Raw genomic sequence first — 15047 nt, forward strand, 5'->3', positions numbered from 1 at the left:
CTAGAACAGACACCGTATTACTTACAGATCCCCCATGATCCGCCCGGCAAACCCGAACACCCGGCGATGCCCGGCCAGATCCACCAGCTCGACCTCGCGGCTCTGCCCCGGCTCGAAGCGCACGGCGGTGCCGGCGGGGATGTTCAGGCGCATGCCGCGGCTGGCGGCGCGGTCGAAGGTCAGTGCGTCGTTTGTTTCGAAAAAGTGGTAGTGCGAGCCGACCTGGATCGGCCGGTCGCCGCTGTTGGCCACCTTCAGGCTGAGGGTGCGGCGGCCGACGTTGAGTTCGATGTCGCCGGACTGGATCTGGTATTCACCGGGAATCATCAATGGGCTCCCTGGAGGATCTTGTAATAGAGCGCGGTGGGTTTGTAGCGGCCGCTCGGGTCGCAGGCGTAGTCGGGGATTTCACCGGCGCGGGTGTATCCCAGCGCCTTGTAGAAATCCTCGGCAGGGGAGCCGGCTTCGGTGTCGAGGTAAAGCATGCCGCGCTTGTGCTGGAGGGCGGCCGTTTCCAGGGCACTCATCAGCTGTTGACCCAACCCCCGGCGACGCGCGTGTTCGCGCACCAGCATCTTCTGCACTTCGGCACGGTTCAGGCCATTGGCTTTCTGGCACAGGGTCAGCTGCACGCTGGCCTGTACCTGTTCGTCCTTGACCACCACCCACAGCAGCACGTTGCCCTTGTTCAGGTGCTCTTGAACATCATCGAAGTAGGCGCGTGCTTCAGTGGCGTTCAGATTGGCCATGAACCCGACGCTGGCGCCATAACCCACGGCGTCGAGCAATAGATCAATCAAACCCTGACGATAGTGCGCAAAACTTTCAGCATTGACGCGGCGCAATTGGGCGGCGTTCATCGGACGTTACTCCTTGTGGGCGGCAGGTGGCTGCGCGCCAGGATTGAGGGTCAGCTGCATGAAGGTCAGGTCCAGCCAGCGGCCGAACTTGGTGCCCACCTGGGGCATCTGTCCGGTGGTCACGAAACCGGCGCGTTCATGCAGCCGAATGGACGCGGCATTACCGCTTTCGATGGCGGCAACCATCACATGCTTGTCGCAACCTCTGGCGCGTTCGATCAGGATGTCCATCAACTGTGGGCCCAGGCCATTGCCGCGCTGATCGCTGCGTACATAGACCGAATGCTCGACGGTGTGGCGGAAGCCGTCGAACGGCCGCCAGTCCCCAAATGAAGCGTATCCCAGCACCCTGTTATCGCTGTCGACGATCACCAGGATCGGATAACCCTGGGCTTGCCTGGCGCTGAACCAGGTCTGGCGGTTGACTAGGTCCACGGCCTGTTCGTTCCAGATCGCCGTGGTATTGAGTACGGCATCGTTGTAGATATCGCAAATCGCCGGCAGATCGGCAGGCGCTGCATCGCGGATGTGGTAAGTCATGACGCGACCTCAGGCGATCGGTTGGTGAACGGTGACCAGTTTGGTGCCGTCGGGGAAGGTCGCTTCTACCTGAATCTCCGGAATCATCTCCGCGATGCCTTCCATCACTTGTTCGCGGCTCAGCAGGGTGGTGCCAAAGTGCATCAGTTCGGCCACGGTCTGGCCGTCGCGGGCACCTTCGAGCAGCGCCGCGGAAATGTAGGCCATGGCTTCCGGGTAGTTGAGTTTCACGCCGCGAGCCAAACGCCGCTCGGCCACGAGGCCGGCGGTGAAGATCAGCAGCTTGTCTTTTTCGCGTGGGGTCAGGTCCATCGTTTGGAATCCATAATCGGCAGTTAAAAAGTCATTCAGATCTGTGAACGCCTTACCTGTGGGAGCGAGCCTGCTCGCGAATGCGGTGTATCAGTCACATGGATGTCGGATGTGTCACCGTCTTCGCGAGCAGGCTCGCTCCCACCTTTAAATCGCGTTTCAGGTGCTCCATATTCTGGGGGGGACGGCTTCCCTGCCCAGCAGTGCAGGGCGCAGTAACCGCCATAATTCGATCATCCAGCCGCGGGCCAACAGCGCCTCGCTTGCCAGACACCGGGCCACAAGCAAGCCCGGCAACTGCGTCAGATCCCCGCGCACCTCATTGGGCAGCGAACGGCAACGCTCTAATAAGTCGCTATCGATTTCACCAGTCACCAGCAACGTCGCAAACACCGGTTGCCCATCCAGGCCGATCGGCGAATCCAGCAAGCCATCATCCCCGACAATGCGCTGACGTTCGTGCCAGAGCAACTGGCCGTCGCGACGGATATCGAGCTGCGCCTGAAAATGCCCGAGGTCGAAGCGCTCGCCGCTGGCCGGCCGGCCCAACGCCACCACGTCCCAGTAAAACAACCGGGCATCCCCTTCAAGGTCGATGGATGTGCTGAGTTCGGCCTGCGCCGCACTGAAAATGATGGTCTCCTGGGGCAACCATTCCAGTGTCGCACCACACGCGACTTTCAAGTCCAACTGCTGATAGGCGGGCCCGGCGGCGCGATACCATTTGGCGGCACCGGGGCTGGTGATTTGTGCCCAGGCATCGCTGCCGACGCTGGCCGAGATGTCCAGCCGGTCACCACCGGCAATCCCGCCTGGGGGGTGAACGATGATGTGCTGACAAACTTCCGGTCCCTCGGCATACAGGTGCTTCTGCACCCGCAGCGGGCCTTTGTGCCGGCGCTGGACCGGGCGCGTGCAGTCGCCGAACCGGGCATAGCCCAGTTCCAGCTCGGCGTGCCAGCTCGGTGTAAACAGCGCAGTGGGGGCAGGTAAGTTCATGATTTCCAGTTATCGTCAGGACGCTACAGATTAGATCGTAACCAAACCGCGAACACCCTCGGCTTCCATATTTTCGCCGCGACCCTGCTGCACGATTTCGCCCCGGGACATCACCAGGTATTGATCGGCCAGTTCGGCCGCGAAATCGTAGAACTGCTCCACCAGCAGAATCGCCATGTCACCACGGGCCGCAAGCTTCTTGATCACGGCGCCGATCTCCTTGATCACCGACGGCTGAATGCCCTCGGTAGGCTCGTCGAGAATCAACAACCCTGGACGGCTGGCCAGCGCCCGGCCTATCGCCAGTTGCTGCTGCTGACCACCGGACAAGTCACCGCCGCGCCGATGTTTCATTTGCAGCAGCACCGGGAACAGTTCGTAGATAAATGCCGGAACTTCCTTGGCTTCGGAACCGGGAAATCGCGACAGGCCCATCAGCAGATTCTCTTCCACGGTCAGCCGGCCGAAGATCTCGCGCCCCTGAGGTACGTAGGCAATCCCTGCATGAACCCGCTGGTGCGGTTTGAGCGTGGTGATCGGTTTGCCTTCCCAGTTCACCACGCCTTCCTTGGCCGGCAACAGCCCCATCAGGCATTTGAGCAGGGTCGTCTTGCCGACGCCGTTACGGCCGAGCAGGCAGGTGACTTCACCGACCTTCACTTCAAACGTCAGGCCGCGCAGGATGTGGCTACCGCCGTAGTACTGGTGCAGCTTGTCGACTTGCAGCATGTTCAAATTCCTTGAATTTCAAACAGGACCCCTGTGGGAGCTGGCCTGCCAGCGATGGGGGCGGCACAGCCCGCATTGATGTTGTCTGACCCACTGCTATCGCTGGCAGGCCAGCTCCCACAGTGACCGTGTTGGCAGGTTCAGCGACCGAGGTATACCTCGATCACCCGCTCGTTATCCTGCACCTGTTCCAGCGATCCTTCGGCCAGCACGCTGCCCTGATGCAACACGGTGACGTGGTCGGCAATCGATCCGACAAACCCCATATCGTGCTCCACCACCATCAGCGAATGCTTGCCGGCCAGACGTTTGAACAGTTCGGCGGTGAACTCGGTTTCGGCATCGGTCATGCCCGCCACCGGTTCATCGAGCAGCAGCAATTGCGGGTCTTGCATCAACAACATGCCGATCTCCAGAAACTGCTTCTGACCGTGTGACAACAAGCCCGCCGGGCGATTGACCGAGCTGGTCAGGCGAATCGTATCCAGCACTTCGCTGATGCGATCTCTCTGTTCGCCGCTCAAACGAGCCCGCAGGCTGGCCCAGACCGACTTGTCGGTTTTCTGCGCCAGCTCCAGGTTCTCGAACACGCTCAAGGCTTCAAACACCGTTGGCTTCTGAAACTTGCGCCCGATGCCGGCCTGGGCGATCTGCACTTCACTCATCTGCGTCAGGTCGAGGGTTTCACCGAACCAGGCTTTGCCGTGACTGGGTCGGGTCTTGCCGGTGATCACGTCCATCAGCGTGGTCTTGCCCGCGCCGTTGGGCCCGATGATGCAGCGCAGTTCGCCGACGCCGATGTACAGGTTGAGACTGTTCAAGGCCTTGAAGCCATCGAAGCTGACGCTAATGTCTTCCAGCGTCAGGATGGTGCCGTGGCGGGTGTTCAGGCCCTTGCCGGCGCTCTGGCCGAGGCCGATGGCGTCGCGGCTGCTGCCGGCGTCCCTGTTGGGTTCCAGCGGCGGAAAAAAGGCCGGCTCAAGCATGAATTCAGCCGTCGCAAGGGTTCTCATTGCTCACCTCTCTTTTTCAACAGCCCGATCACGCCTTTGGGCAGATAAAGGGTCACGACGATGAACAGCGCGCCAAGGAAGAACAGCCAGTATTCGGGGAATGCCACGGTGAACCAGCTCTTCATCCCGTTGACCACCCCGGCGCCGAGCAGCGGACCGATCAAGGTGCCGCGACCACCCAGTGCGACCCAGACCGCCGCCTCGATGGAGTTGGTCGGCGACATTTCACTCGGGTTGATGATCCCGACTTGCGGCACATACAACGCGCCCGCCAGGCCACACAGCACCGCACTCAACACCCAGACAAACAGCTTGAAGCCCCGCGGATCGTAACCGCAGAACATCAGTCGATTTTCCGCATCGCGCAGGGCGGTCAAGACCCGGCCGAACTTGCTCCGGGCCAGACGCCAGCCGATGAACAGGCTCGCCACCAGCAACACCACCGTGGCGAAAAACAGCACTGCGCGGGTGCCCGGTTCAGTGATGCCGAAACCGAGAATGGTGCGGAAATTGGTAAAGCCGTTGTTGCCGCCAAACCCGGTTTCGTTGCGGAAGAACAGCAGCATTCCGGCAAAGGTCAGGGCCTGGGTCATGATCGAGAAATACACACCCTTGATCCGCGAGCGGAAGGCGAAGAAGCCGAACACCAGCGCTAACAGTCCCGGGGCCAATACCACCAGGCACATGGCCCAGAGGAAGCTGCTGGTGCCGGTCCAGTACCATGGCAATTCGGTCCACGACAGGAAAGTCATGAACGCTGGCAAGCCATCACCCGAGGCCTGGCGCATCAGGTACATGCCCATCGCGTAACCGCCAAGGGCGAAGAACAGACCGTGGCCCAGGGACAACAGGCCGGCGTAACCCCAGACCAGGTCCAGCGCCAGGGCGACGATGGCATAGCAAAGAATCTTGCCCACCAGTGTCAGGGTATAAGCCGAGACGTGAAACGCGTTGTCGGACGACAACAGCGACAGCAGCGGCAACGTCAGCAGCAGAACGAGGACCACCGCGCCGACCGCGATCGTGATTTTGGGGCCAGCCTTTTGGCTGGCAGTGAGCATCAGAGGCTGGTTCATCAGTCGATCACCCGTCCTTTCAGTGCGAAGAGGCCTTGCGGACGTTTCTGGATAAACAGAATGATCAGCGCGAGGATCAGGATCTTGCCCAGTACCGCACCGATCTGCGGTTCGAGAATCTTGTTGGCGATGCCCAGGCCGAACGCGGCCAGCACGCTACCGGCCAGTTGGCCGACGCCGCCGAGCACCACCACCAGGAACGAATCGATGATGTAGCTCTGGCCGAGGTCCGGGCCGACGTTGCCGATCTGGCTCAATGCGACGCCACCCAAACCGGCAATACCCGAGCCGAGGCCGAAGGCGAGCATGTCGACGCGGCCAGTCGGCACGCCGCAGCAGGCCGCCATGTTGCGGTTCTGGGTGACGGCGCGCACGTTCAGGCCAAGGCGCGTCCTGTTCAGCAGCAACCAGGTCAGCACCACCACGAACAAAGCAAAGGCGATGATCACGATGCGGTTGTACGGCAGCACCAGGTTCGGCAGCACTTGAATCCCGCCCGACAACCACGCCGGGTTGGCCACCTCGACGTTCTGCGCACCGAACATCAGGCGCACCAGCTGGATCAGCATCAGGCTGATGCCCCAGGTGGCGAGCAGGGTTTCCAGCGGTCGGCCGTAGAGGTGGCGAATCACGGTGCGTTCCAGCGCCATGCCGATCGCGGCAGTGACGAAAAACGCCACCGGCAAGGCGATCAGCGGGTAGAACTCAATGGCCTGCGGGGCGAAGCGCTGGAACATCAACTGCACCACGTAGGTCGAGTAGGCGCCGAGCATCAGCATCTCGCCATGGGCCATGTTGATCACCCCGAGCAAGCCGAAGGTGATCGCCAGGCCGAGGGCTGCCAGCAGCAGGATCGATCCGAGGGACATGCCGCTGAAGGCCTGGCCGAGTACCTCGCCGATCAACAGTTTGCGCTTGACCTGGGCCAGGCTGGTCTCCGCTGCGGTACGCACTGTGGCATCGGCTTCGACGCCGGGTTCAAGCAAGCCTTCCAGGCGGGTGCGGGCCAGTGGGTCGCCGGTTTCGCCAAGCAGACGCACAGCGGCGAGACGCACCGCCGGGTCGGTATCGACCAATTGCAGGCTGGCCAGGGCCAGGCTTAGCGCCGCATGAACGTTTTCGTCTTGTTCGCCAGCCAACCGCTGGCCGAGAAATGCCAGCTGCGCGGGTTTGGCGCTTTTCTGCAATTGCTGCGCGGCGGCCAATCGGATGTTGGCGTCGGCGGCGAGCAATTGGTGACTGGCCAGTGCGGTGTCGATCAGACCTCGCAGGCGATTGTTCAGGCGCAGGGTTTTCGGCTGGCCGTCGATGGTCAATTCGCCTTGTTGCAGGGCGTTGATCAGTTCGACACGGGCCGGATCGGGCTGCGCGGCCCAGGATTCCAGCAGTTTCGCTTGCTGCACGGGATTGGCCGCGACGAAGTCTTCGGCGTCACTGGCGTGGGCGGCCATCGGTAACAACAATGCGATGGCGAGAATGACGCGGTAAAGGGCGGTGGGCATGGAAAGTCGCCTTGCACGGACGTTGTGGGAGCGAGCTTGCTCGCGATAGCGGTCTATCACTCAACATGGATGTTGCCTGACCCAACGCCATCGCGAGCAAGCTCGCTCCCACAGGGATTTATGTCAGCCCTGAACGAATTGTTCAGGCCCGACATCCAGGTGGCTTAATTGCTCTTCACCGCATACTCCGGCTTCTTGTCGTTACCCGGGATGAACGGACTCCACGGCTGGGCACGGATCGGCCCTTCGGTCTGCCACACCACGTTGAACTGACCGTCAGCCTGGATCTCGCCGATCATCACTGGCTTGTGCAGGTGATGGTTGGTCTTGTCCATGGTCAGGGTGTAACCGGACGGCGCGGCAAAGGTCTGGCCGGCCAGGGCTTCGCGGACTTTGTCGACATCGGTGGATTTGGCTTTTTCAGCCGCCTGCGCCCACATGTGGATGCCGACGTAGGTGGCTTCCATCGGGTCGTTGGTCACCGCTTTGTCGGCGCCCGGCAGGTTGTGTTTTTTGGCGTAGGCTTTCCAGTCGGCGACGAACTTCTTGTTCGCCGGGTTCTCCACCGACTCGAAGTAGTTCCATGCCGCCAGGTTGCCCACCAGCGGTTTGGTGTCGATGCCGCGCAGTTCTTCTTCACCGACCGAGAAGGCTACGACCGGAACGTCGGTGGCTTTCAGGCCCTGGTTGGCCAGTTCTTTATAGAACGGCACATTGGAGTCGCCGTTGACGGTAGAGATGACCGCCGTCTTGCCACCGGCGGAGAATTTCTTGATGTTGGCGACGATGGTTTGATAGTCGCTGTGGCCGAACGGGGTGTAGACCTCTTCGATGTCCTTGTCCGCCACCCCTTTGGCGTGCAGGAACGAGCGCAGGATCTTGTTGGTGGTGCGCGGGTAGACGTAGTCGGTGCCGAGCAGGAAGTAACGCTTGGCACTGCCGCCTTCTTCGCTCATCAGGTATTCCACTGCCGGGATCGCCTGCTGGTTCGGCGCGGCGCCGGTGTAGAACACGTTCGGTGACATCTCTTCGCCTTCGTACTGCACCGGGTAGAACAGCAGGCCGTTGAGTTCTTCGAACACCGGCAGCACCGATTTACGCGACACCGAGGTCCAGCAGCCGAAGACCACGGCGACCTTGTCCTGGGTCAGCAACTGACGGCCCTTTTCCGCAAACAGCGGCCAGTTCGACGCCGGGTCGACCACCACCGCTTCGAGTTTCTTGCCGTTCACGCCGCCCTTGGCGTTGATCTCGTCGATGGTCATCAACGCCATGTCCTTGAGCGAGGTCTCGGAGATCGCCATGGTCCCGGACAACGAATGCAGGATACCGACCTTGATGGTCTCGGCGGCCTGGACAGTCCAGGTCATGCCCATCGCGGCAATGCTTGCCGATAGTGTGAAAGCCTTGATCAAGCTGCGACGCTTCATTGTGCGATCTCCATGAACGTTGGATATTTTTCTTGGTTGGCAGATGCGGACTACTGAAGGGTCTTTAGCAAGGGCTGTGCCTGGTCGGCAAAAGGCAGGGAAATGTCGTGTTAGAGCGGTTGCGGGTTTTAGCAATGCACCATGAAGGACCGCGCCTGGCGCATGGGTGCGGGCAGTTGCGCCAGATTGGGGCGTAGCAATCGCAATCCCTGATCTCCTGTAGGAGCGAAGCTTGCTCGCGAAAGCGGTGTGTCAGTCGACATCAATGCAGACTGACACGGCGCCTTCGCGAGCAAGCTTCGCTCCTACAGGGAGACCGGGGTGTTTCAGGTTGAAGAAGCAGGTTCGGTTTGCCGATTGAATCGCGACAGCAGCCGATCCAGCAGCCACACCACCACCAGCGAAGCACCCACCAATGGAAACGCGATCGCCAGCCCCAACATGATGACCGTCGCGGTTTTCCATTTCGGCAGATCGTGACGCAAGGGCGGAACCCCGAGCTTGCCTTGGGGACGACGCTTCCACCAGATCACCACACCGCTGACGGCGCTGAGCAGAATCATCAGGCAGATCAGCAGCACGATGATCTGGTTGAACACACCGAACATCTTGCCTTCGTGCAGCATCACGCCCATTTCCGTGGCGCGGGCGACGTTGCCGTAATGTTCCCAGCGTACGTCGGCGAGGACGTCGCCGGTGTATTGATCGACGTGCAGGGTGGCGTCGTTGCGCGGGTCGTCGGCGAAGACGGCGATGGTGAATACACCGGTGGCCGTGGTCGGGAAGGTGATGCTGTAGCCTGGCTCGACCTTGCGTTGCTCGGCGATATTCTGCACATCTTGCAGGCTGATGGTGGGGGCGGCAGGGCCGGCCTGCGCACCATCGTGGGCCATGTGTTCGGCGTGGTCTCCGGACATCGGCATCGGCGTGTTTTCCATGGCCCACGGCACAGTCTGGCGCGTGGCGCTGTTGAGGCTGCGCGCCTCGACATCGGACTTGGGCATGTCATTCCACATCGCATCCGGGAACACGTTCCACACGCCGGCGTATTGCTTGCCCCAGAACCCGGTCCAGGTCATGCCGCTGAGCAGCATCACCAGCAGAAACGCGGCGCCCCAGAACCCGGTGACCGCATGCAAGTCACGCCAAAGCACGCGTCCGCGACTGCTCAGGCGTGGCCACAAGACGCCGGCTGCCTGGCCTCGCGGCCACCACAGGAATACCCCGGAGACCACCAGCACAATGCCCCAGCCGGCGGCCAATTCCACCAGTCGATCACCAACGGTGCCAATCATCAGCTCGCCGTGAATGGCGCGAGCCACCGCTTGCAGGTTTTTCTTGGCGTCTTGCTCGCCGAGGATGTCGCCGTGATACGGATCGATGAATACGTTCAGCTCCTGGCCGGCATTGGTGATGACGAATTGTGCGCTGCGTCCGGCGTTGACCGGCGGCAGGTATTGCGTGACCTGGCCCTGTGGGTAGGCGCTATTCACACGCTTGAGCAGATCGTCGGCCGGGACGCTGTGATGCCCGGCCGGGACGTTCAGCAGGCTCCCGTACATCAGCGAATCGAGTTGCGGCTTGAACAGGTAGATGACACCGGTCAGGGCCAGCATCACCATGAAAGGCGCGACGAACAGACCGGCATAGAAATGCCAGCGCCAGGCCAGGTTGTAGAAATTCACTTTGGGCTGTTGCATCACGTGTGCTCCGCTTGGCTTGGATCTTTTAGTTGTCTATAGGCGGTTTCTGCGCAACCGATCGCGGGCAAGCCTTGCTCCTGGCAAGGACATCATCAAACCCATCGAACAGTCGTGAACGACATGGCCGGCAGCCTGCGGCTGTCTTCTGGACTGTGGGAGATCGGAGGCGGTGTTTACGCGACGAGGGGCGGGGCGCGGGTGCGGGCGCCGGGGAAGACGGTGGCGCGGGCATGACCCTGGCGGGTGGAGTGGGTGGCATAGGTTGTGGCTGTTGGTGTGTCGAATGCGACGAAGGACTGGCCGCCGGTAAGCGCAGGGCAGTTGAACAGCAGGCTGCAATAGCCGCATTTTTCCCACAGCGCATGATGTTCTGCCTGCGGAGGACAGTGCTCGGCGGGGTGTGCACCCGGCTGCGCGTGCTCCATAACCGACATGTCCATGTTCACGTCCATCGACATGTTCATGGATATTTTCATCACTGCCGAGGCGCGCTGATCCATCGGCATCGACTGGGAAATCAGCGGGCCGATAAAGATCATCAACATGGCGAACAGGCCGATCCAGCGGCCGCGGGTCAGGCTCAAAGGCTGACGACGGCTCGTGGATAACCTGGCGCTAAGCGGGCGCATGGGCGTGTTCAGCTCTTCTGACTACTGGACATGCGCATGGGTTTGCGGGCCATCGGGTGCCTTTTTCTGCACCGCGACTTCGACGGTCACGTCACCGGACTTCTCGAAATGCAGCGTCAGTGCAAAGCGTTTGCCATCGCTGAGCAGGCTGCGGTCTTTGAGCTCCAGCAGCATCACGTGATAGGCCATCGGGGCGAAAACGACTGTGCCGCCAGCCGGGATTTCGACGCTCGGCACCTGCTGCATTTTCATCAGGTCGTTCTGTTTCACATGCTCATGCAACTGGGCAATGCCGGCAATGGGCGACTCGACACTGAGCAACCGGTCAGCGGTTTTACCGCTGTTATGAATCTCGAAGTAAGCCGCGACGGTCGGGGCATTGGGCGGCAACTCCTGCGACCAGGGGTGAGCGATTTCCAGCTCCCCGGCCCTGTAGTCTTGGGCATTGGCAAAGCAGGCAGGCAGCAGCAACGCAGCCAGAACGATAAGTTTGTTCAACATGGCAGTTCTCCGGAACGATTCAAAACGCAGGTCAATTGCGAGAAGGAATCACACCAGAGGAGAAGCGCGGGGGTTCAGGCTCGGCCATTGCTGGCGGGGAGTGGGCGTTTCAAGCGTGGCATCGGGCCGGCTTCGATTAGCCTCGAATCGCGTGTAATACAGCTGCGGCACATGCCCGGGCAACGCCACCAGTGGCGCGGAACCGGAGCAGCACCAGCAATGTTGCATGGTGGAACTATCGTTACTGTGCGGCGCTTTCTGCTCGATATCGCCCAGGGAAATCGCCACCAGCTTCGTGCCGCTGGACGAACAGAAACTCCCCCACAACAATTGTTCGGCTGGCGATTTCGCCGTCTGCGCCATCGCTCCGGTCATCGGCATGGCGAGCATGTTGAACAGCACTGCAAAGCAGGCGATCCAGGCAATTGCGAGCCGTTGTCGGGACATGGGACAGATCCGGTGGGTGGGCGATCAGGCGCGGCTATTTAGCCTGATCAGGGCCGATAAGTAAAAAAGCGGCGTGCGGTGTGGTGTCGCAGCGTGTTTCAGATGAGTGTAGCGGCTGTCACTCGAAACGCCGGTAGGAGTTGTGGCTAGCCTACGATCTTGTGGCGAGGGAGCTTGCTCCCGTTGGACTGCGTAGCAGTCCCTTTTTTTGGGCCGCTTCGCAGCCCAGCGGGAGCAAGCTCCCTCGCCACAATTATTGACGCGTCAGTGCGGCCACGATTTCACCTACCGACCCAAACTCCCGATCAACCCCCGTCAACACCGGCCGCTTCAAAACAATCACTGGCATCCCGCGCTCCCGCGCCACTTCCAGCTTCGGCTCGGTAGCCGTGCTGCCGCTGTTCTTGCTGATCAGCACATCAATCCGCCGTCGCTCAAACAGCTCGCGTTCATCATCGATCAGGAAGGGCCCACGGGCACCGATTACTTCACAGCGCTCGTTGCCCGGATAAACGTCCAGTGCGCGCAGGGTCCAGAATTGCTCCGGCGGGATTTCATGCAGGTGTTGCAAGGGTTCGCGGCCAAGGGTGAACAGCGGTCGCCGGAAGGGTTTGAGCGCTTCGATCAACTCGGCCCAATCACTGACCTCGCGCCAGTCATCCCCGGCTTGAGGTTGCCAGGCCGGACGCCTTAGCGCCCAGCAGGGAATACCGCTCAAGCAAGCAGCGGTCGCTGCGTTCTGACTGATTTGTGCGGCGTAAGGATGAGTCGCGTCCAGCAGCAGATCGATGCCTTCATCGCGGATGAACTGCGCCAGTCCCTCGGCTCCGCCATAGCCGCCGACGCGAACCTGGCAAGTCAGATCCGTCGGCACGCGACCGACCCCGGCCAGGCTGTAGATGTGTTCAGGTCCAAGGGTTCGGGCAATGGCCAAGGCTTCCGTAACACCGCCCAGCAACAAAATGCGTTTCATTGAAAAGCTCCCGCGTGGCCGACGACCCCGCCCTGTCGATCGATGGCAAATACTTCCACCTGAACCTGCGCCGGCACCACGCTACGGGCGAAATTCAGCGCATGTCGACACACCGCATCGCCAAGTGCGATCCCGGCGGCGCTGGCCATGGCCAGGGCTTGCTGGCTGGTGTTGGCCTCGCGGATCGCCTGCTGCAACGCCCCATCGGCACCAACCGCAGCGGCCCACTCGGCCAGTTGCGGCAGGTCGATGCTCGAATGCCGACTGTGCAAGTCCATGTGCCCGGCTGCCAGCTTGCTGATCTTGCCAAAGCCGCCGCACAGGCTGAGCTTGTCTACCGGCACCTTGCGCAAATGTTTGAGCACTGCACCCACGAAGTCGCCCATTTCGATCAGGGCGATCTCCGGCAGGTCGTAAACCCGGCGCATGGTGTCTTCGCTGGCGTTGCCGGTGCACGCGGCGATGTGCAGGTAGCCGTTGGTTTTGGCCACATCGATACCCTGATGGATCGAGGCAATATAGGCGGCGCAGGAGAACGGCCGGACGATGCCGCTGGTGCCGAGAATCGACAGCCCGCCAAGAATCCCCAGTCGCGGGTTCATGGTTTTCAACGCCAGCGCCTCGCCGCCTTCGACATTCACCGTGACCTCGAAACCGCCGCGGTAATCGAGTTCCTCGGCCAGCAGGGTCAGGTGGTCGCTGATCATCTTGCGTGGCACCGGATTGATCGCCGGCTCCCCGACGCCCAGCACCAGTCCGGGCCGAGTGACAGTGCCGACGCCACGACCAGCACTGAAGCGAATGCCCGGCTCGGCATTGAGTCGAACCTGTGAATAGAGCAGCGCGCCGTGGGTCACGTCCGGATCGTCCCCGGCATCCTTGATGGTTCCGGCTTCGGCGCCCCCATCCAGCAGCCGACAGAATTCCAGGCGCATTCGCACCTGCTTGCCTTTCGGCAGGACGATTTCCACGGCGTCGGTACTCGTTCCGTCGAGCAGCAGTCGAGCCGCTGCCAGGCTGGTAGCCGTGGCGCAGCTGCCAGTGGTCAGGCCGCTGCGCAACGGGGCGGGTTGTTCGGCGGTTTCGTCACGCATCGAAGGGTTTGACCACATCCAGCAGGGTAATCGGCAACGCCTGGCGCCAAGTGTCGAAGTCGCCCAACGGCTGCGCCTGCGCGATATGGATGCGCGTCAATTCGCCGCCGTGCCGCTCGCGCCAGGTCATCAGGGTCATTTCGCTTTGCAGCGTGACCGCATTGGCGATCAACCGGCCGCCAGGTTTCAGCTGGGCCCAGCAGGTGTCCAGCACGCCCTCGCGGGTCACGCCGCCGCCGATGAAAATCGCATCCGGACGTTCGAGTCCGGCCAGGGCTTGCGGTGCGCTGCCGCGAATCAATTGCAGGCCGGGCACCCCGAGGACATCGCGGTTGTACTCGATCAATCGCTGTCGGCCGTCATCGGCTTCAATCGCCAATGCGCGGCAGCTGGGGTGCGCGCGCATCCACTCTATGCCGATCGAACCGCTGCCGGCGCCGACATCCCACAACAGCTCGCCGGGGGCCGGGGCGAGGCGGGCGAGGGTAATGGCGCGCACATCGCGTTTGGTCAGTTGACCGTCGTGCTTGAAGGCCGAATCCGGCAGCCCGGCCAATCGTGACAGTCGCGGCGTGCTTGATTCGGCAATGCATTCGATGGCGATCAGGTTCAAGTCGGCGACTTCGGGATCAGTCCACTCGTTCGCGACACCGTCGATGCGCCGTTCGGCTTCACCACCCAGATGTTCCAGCACGCTCAGGCGACTCGGCCCGAACCCGCGCTCGCGCAACAGCGCGGCAACGGCGACCGGGGTTCGACCGTCGTTGCTGAGCACCAGCAGACGAACACCGCTGAATAATTGTGCGTTGATCGCAGCGATGGGGCGGGCGACCACCGACAGTGTCACCACGTCTTGCAACGGCCAACCCATTCGCGCGGCGGCAAGAGAGCAGGAAGAGGGCGCCGGCAGGATCAGCATTTCATCGCTGGGCAGACGTCGCGCGAGACTGGCGCCTACACCGAAGAACATCGGGTCGCCGCTGGCCAGCACGCAGGTCGGCTCGCCGCGAAGTGCCAATACCGCCTCAAGGGAGAAAGGACTGGGCCACAACTGCCGCTCGCCGCGAATGCATACCGGCAGCAAATCCAGTTGCCGCTGACCGCCCATGATCCGCGAAGCACCCAGTAGGGCGCGTCGGGCATTTTTGCCCAGGCCCTTGAAGCCGTCTTCACCGATCCCTACTACCGTCAGCCAGCGCGACATCTATATTCCTCAAACATACTGTTCCGACGGGCAGG

Annotated in this window: 17 protein-coding genes; all 17 read right to left on the bottom strand. The window is 61.6% G+C overall.

From position 1 onward, the window contains the following. Positions 1–21 precede the first annotated feature (21 nt). Entirely contained in the window at positions 22–327 is a 306-nt protein-coding gene (locus ACA041_RS02740) for an urease subunit beta (RefSeq protein ID WP_007937136.1), read from the bottom strand. Next, a complete protein-coding gene (locus ACA041_RS02745; protein ID WP_497439779.1) occupies positions 327–860 on the bottom strand; it encodes a GNAT family N-acetyltransferase in 534 nt (177 codons plus the stop codon). Before ACA041_RS02745 ends, ACA041_RS02740 begins: the two co-directional genes overlap by 1 nt. Positions 861–866: 6 nt before the next feature. Continuing rightward, positions 867–1400: a GNAT family N-acetyltransferase gene (locus ACA041_RS02750; protein ID WP_497439780.1), complete on the bottom strand. Its 534-nt coding sequence runs from the start codon at positions 1398–1400 to the stop codon at positions 867–869. A gap of 9 nt (positions 1401–1409) precedes the next feature. Then, positions 1410–1712 carry an urease subunit gamma gene (gene ureA, locus ACA041_RS02755; protein ID WP_497439781.1) on the bottom strand — a complete coding sequence of 101 codons (303 nt, stop codon included), beginning with the start codon at positions 1710–1712 and terminating at the stop codon, positions 1410–1412. Positions 1713–1871: 159 nt separating this feature from the next. Further along, positions 1872–2711, bottom strand: coding sequence for an urease accessory protein UreD (locus ACA041_RS02760; RefSeq protein WP_497439782.1), 840 nt, complete (start codon positions 2709–2711; stop codon positions 1872–1874). A 30-nt stretch (positions 2712–2741) separates the two neighbouring features. Further along, a complete protein-coding gene (gene urtE / locus ACA041_RS02765; protein WP_497439783.1) occupies positions 2742–3440 on the bottom strand; it encodes an urea ABC transporter ATP-binding subunit UrtE in 699 nt (232 codons plus the stop codon). A 140-nt stretch (positions 3441–3580) separates the two neighbouring features. Beyond that, positions 3581–4453, bottom strand: coding sequence for an urea ABC transporter ATP-binding protein UrtD (gene urtD, locus ACA041_RS02770; protein WP_497439784.1), 873 nt, complete (start codon positions 4451–4453; stop codon positions 3581–3583). Continuing rightward, positions 4450–5529: an urea ABC transporter permease subunit UrtC gene (urtC, locus tag ACA041_RS02775; protein WP_497439785.1), complete on the bottom strand. Its 1080-nt coding sequence runs from the start codon at positions 5527–5529 to the stop codon at positions 4450–4452. The genes urtD and urtC overlap by 4 nt, the downstream gene beginning before the upstream one ends. Then, positions 5529–7031 (bottom strand): urea ABC transporter permease subunit UrtB, encoded by a 1503-nt coding sequence (urtB, locus tag ACA041_RS02780; RefSeq protein ID WP_497439786.1) that lies wholly within the window; start codon positions 7029–7031, stop codon positions 5529–5531. The genes urtC and urtB overlap by 1 nt, the downstream gene beginning before the upstream one ends. A 164-nt stretch (positions 7032–7195) precedes the next feature. Next, positions 7196–8461, bottom strand: a complete 1266-nt coding sequence (gene urtA, locus ACA041_RS02785) for an urea ABC transporter substrate-binding protein (RefSeq protein ID WP_497439787.1) — start codon at positions 8459–8461, stop codon at positions 7196–7198. Between the two features lie 326 nt (positions 8462–8787). After that, positions 8788–10161: a PepSY-associated TM helix domain-containing protein gene (locus ACA041_RS02790; protein WP_497439788.1), complete on the bottom strand. Its 1374-nt coding sequence runs from the start codon at positions 10159–10161 to the stop codon at positions 8788–8790. A 176-nt stretch (positions 10162–10337) separates the two neighbouring features. Then, positions 10338–10793 carry a DUF2946 domain-containing protein gene (locus tag ACA041_RS02795; protein WP_497439789.1) on the bottom strand — a complete coding sequence of 152 codons (456 nt, stop codon included), beginning with the start codon at positions 10791–10793 and terminating at the stop codon, positions 10338–10340. Between the two features lie 21 nt (positions 10794–10814). Further along, a complete protein-coding gene (locus ACA041_RS02800; protein ID WP_497439790.1) occupies positions 10815–11294 on the bottom strand; it encodes a copper chaperone PCu(A)C in 480 nt (159 codons plus the stop codon). A 48-nt stretch (positions 11295–11342) separates the two neighbouring features. Further along, positions 11343–11741 (bottom strand): DUF2946 domain-containing protein, encoded by a 399-nt coding sequence (locus ACA041_RS02805; protein WP_497439791.1) that lies wholly within the window; start codon positions 11739–11741, stop codon positions 11343–11345. Between the two features lie 253 nt (positions 11742–11994). Continuing rightward, a complete protein-coding gene (locus ACA041_RS02810; RefSeq protein ID WP_497439792.1) occupies positions 11995–12714 on the bottom strand; it encodes a cobalt-precorrin-6A reductase in 720 nt (239 codons plus the stop codon). Further along, positions 12711–13808, bottom strand: coding sequence for a cobalt-precorrin-5B (C(1))-methyltransferase (locus tag ACA041_RS02815; protein WP_497439793.1), 1098 nt, complete (start codon positions 13806–13808; stop codon positions 12711–12713). Before ACA041_RS02815 ends, ACA041_RS02810 begins: the two co-directional genes overlap by 4 nt. Beyond that, positions 13801–15012: a precorrin-6y C5,15-methyltransferase (decarboxylating) subunit CbiE gene (gene cbiE / locus ACA041_RS02820; protein ID WP_497439794.1), complete on the bottom strand. Its 1212-nt coding sequence runs from the start codon at positions 15010–15012 to the stop codon at positions 13801–13803. Before cbiE ends, ACA041_RS02815 begins: the two co-directional genes overlap by 8 nt. Positions 15013–15047: the final 35 nt, after the last annotated feature.

This window comes from Pseudomonas sp. LBUM1676 (genome assembly GCF_059695605.1).